Origin of the sequence: Wenzhouxiangella sediminis, from assembly GCF_003410055.1 — a bacterium.
In the GTDB taxonomy this organism is placed as follows: Bacteria; Pseudomonadota; Gammaproteobacteria; order Xanthomonadales; family Wenzhouxiangellaceae; genus Wenzhouxiangella; species Wenzhouxiangella sediminis.
In genome coordinates, this window is the sequence record NZ_QUZK01000020.1 from 1 (window position 1) to 2,947 (window position 2,947).

General features: G+C 55.4%; 3 protein-coding genes. 1 reads left to right on the forward strand and 2 read right to left on the reverse strand.

Features of this window, described 5'->3' with window-relative positions; genetic code table 11:
* Positions 1-616: 616 nt before the first annotated feature.
* Both DZC52_RS04590 and DZC52_RS04595 read right to left on the reverse strand, forming a co-directional pair.
* Positions 617-1,000 (reverse strand): hypothetical protein, encoded by a 384-nt coding sequence (locus DZC52_RS04590; protein ID WP_116649951.1) that lies wholly within the window; start codon positions 998-1,000, stop codon positions 617-619.
* A gap of 96 nt (positions 1,001-1,096) precedes the next feature.
* Positions 1,097-1,537, reverse strand: coding sequence for a hypothetical protein (locus DZC52_RS04595; protein ID WP_116649952.1), 441 nt, complete (start codon positions 1,535-1,537; stop codon positions 1,097-1,099).
* Between the two features lie 552 nt (positions 1,538-2,089).
* Between DZC52_RS04595 and DZC52_RS04600 the strand changes: the two genes are divergently transcribed.
* The coding region (locus DZC52_RS04600) for a transposase (RefSeq protein ID WP_116649953.1) at positions 2,090-2,947 on the forward strand (858 nt) is incomplete at its 3' end.

The following is a 2,947-nucleotide window of genomic DNA, read 5'->3' on the forward strand; positions in this document are numbered from 1 at the left end:
ATACCCTGGTAGTAACCTCCTGACCAAGACTTCGCCCGGAGCCGACGGCGCCGGCGCCTCCTCATGGGCAAATCCGGGCCAAGATTACAAATCCAGCGAAATACGGACGATTTCGCGCCCCATTGGCCTCTCCTTCAGCAGATCCTGACGCGTCACCACCTGGGAAAAGCGCGATTTGGCCGGCATTTTGGTGGGTGTCCTGGTTTCGCCGTTCTAATTTTTGACCGCAATACGCGCAAGAAGCGAGTGCGGAATGCCGTCATGCGTGGATGAAGGCTGTTTCCGGAGGATTCGCGCTCAAGAAGCTTCGAAAACAGCCAATAGCCTGGTAGCGCCTTCATGACCATGACCTCGCCCGGAGCTGACGGCGCCAGGCGCCCGCCCATGGACAAATTCGGGCCAGGACCCTGAATCCAGCGACTTACGGGCGATTCCGCGCCCCATTGGCCTTGCTCTCAGAAGATTCCGTGGCGTCGCCACCTGCGAGATGCGCCAGCTGGCCGGGATTTTCGTGGGTGTCCTGGTTTTTCGGTACGAAGTGCATCACAACGTGAGTGTCGCGGTTATTGTGTGAATTCACGGTGTCCTGGTTTTTCCCTCTTTCCGTTTTTAGGCGCTAATCGAAGCTTATGAGCCAGCTTCCATCGATGCGCTTGAGTGTGAAATCAGTTAGCCCCAGGTCTGGCGCGTTTATCAGCTCCACGTCTGCCCGATCGCCTTCGATATCGACCCTAAATTCAGGCTCCTCCGGATACGAGGTTCTGGCATTTTCTACGGCCTCGATAAAGCCCTCGGAGTCACTATCCAATCTTTGACGGAACATCTCTTGCGTCTGGGGTGTCATGAAGTACTCCACTGCCTCTATATCAGACTCTTGCATGGCGACCATAAACCCGGCGATCGAATTTTCAGGGGTGCTCCTATCAGGAGCGTTGGAACAGCCAGCCAGGGTGAGCCCGATAAGCAGTAAAGGGATAGTAAGGAACTTACGAATAATCATGTATCTTTCTCCTACAACAGCCAATGCCGTGCCGGGTGCAAAAAGACGTGTTAGACAAGCGTTCTAATATTCCGTTGCCATCTGCATGGCGGAGCATCAAGGCCGAGCGAGAAGACCCTCTACGGAGATTTTGCCGGTAGTGTTCCGACGAACCTTCACAACGAATGGCGCATTCTCCAGATTCAGGTCGACAACACCACGATTCCCGAACTGATTCTTTTGCAGTCGTCCGGCGCAGGTAAGCAGGCCATTGACGGAATAGAAGGTGTCATCGCCTTGAATCTCATCTACATCCTTTGAGGTTATTTCGATGCTGCAGGAACGGATTTGCATGTAATCCCCCAGCTCACCGTTCGAGACACGGAAAAGATATGGATTGATCCCTCCATGCATTGCCCGCGATGACGAACGGGACGAAAGCTCGAAACGTTCCTCCAGCGCAGAAATGATCTCGCTATCCGATGGCGCCGAATCGCCGCATGCTGAAAGAAGCAGGAGTAGAAACGCGACGGGCAGTGCAGTGATGACTTTTTTCATAGAATGTATCCCTATCTTTCTTTGAAGCGAAATTGGTCAAATACTTGAATGAATCTTGCTGCTTTAGCCTTAATGCAATTATTTGACGTGGGCTAGTCGTCCATTTGCTATTCAAGGGCGTGACTGCCCAACCAATCGATCCGATGACTGAGGAATTGACTATTCGTTGCACGCGGCAAACTCGTGACCCCACGTATTCGTCGCTGATGAGGAAATCAGGATGATATGGCTGCCAACATTGGAATAGACCCTGAGATTGCCGTATATCATCGTGCCCCGATGGAGGCGAGCCGATCAACACGATCTTCAAAAAGCAAAGTCGAGCGTGGCGGCACCGAGATTCTCTGAAGCACTAACCCCCCTAAGAATTAGCCTGTTAAAGCCCGTGAGTTTAGACTAGCAAACCGTAATCCTAATCGCAAGACAAAATCGAGCCGGAAGGAGAGAGTCCGGAGGGAGAACCCGGACACTTATAATTTGTAAAAGATTTCCTACAACCTGACGCGCTTTTCCCTGATTTCGCGACAGGCTAAGCCAAGGCAGCATGGCGGCATGGCCTACGCCCGCAGCCAACTGGTCAGCGAAGAGGAACCCGGGTTCTTCCATTGTGTGAGTCGGTGTGTCCGGCGCGCTTTCCTCTGGGGTTTTGACATCGCCACTGGGAAGGACTTCGAGCACCGTCGGCAGTGGATCGAGGATCGAATCCTCAAGCTGGCGGAGTCGTTCGCGGTGTCTGTGTATGCGTACGCAGTCATGAGCAATCATTTCCACGTGGTACTCCGTAGCGATCCCGCAGCACCCCGGCAATGGTCGGACCGGGAGGTGGCCGAACGCTGGCTGGCCATTTTCCCCGGCTCGATCAGCAACCGTGACGACCCGGCCTGCGTGGAGCGGGCCACCCTCGCCCTCCTAAGCAATACCGAGCGCCTGGACGTCATCCGCCAGCGTCTCGGCTCGATCAGCTGGTTTATGCGGGCGCTCAACGAGCCTATCGCAAGGATGGCCAACCGAGAAGACGGCTGTACGGGGCGATTCTGGGAAGGCCGGTTCAAATGTCAGGCGCTGCTGGACGAGCAAGCGGTGCTCTCCTGTATGGCCTACGTCGACCTGAATCCGGTTCGGGCCGGGATGTGCGAGACACTGCGTGAATCCCAGCACACGTCGGTTCGGCACCGGCTCGAATCGGCTCGATCTTCAATCAGCAAGTCCCTTGGCCGTCGTTCTCGGGACCAAGCACTCAAGCCGGTCGCGGGGCTGGATGTCGACACCCTGGCCGAGCTCACAGAATCCAACTACATCGGCCTCGTCCGCTGGACAGGACTTCAGGCCCATCCTGACAAGCACGGAAAGCTTTCTGCCGCCGAAGCGCCGCCCGAGGGCCTATGGAGTGTCGCGAACCATCCACGCGAA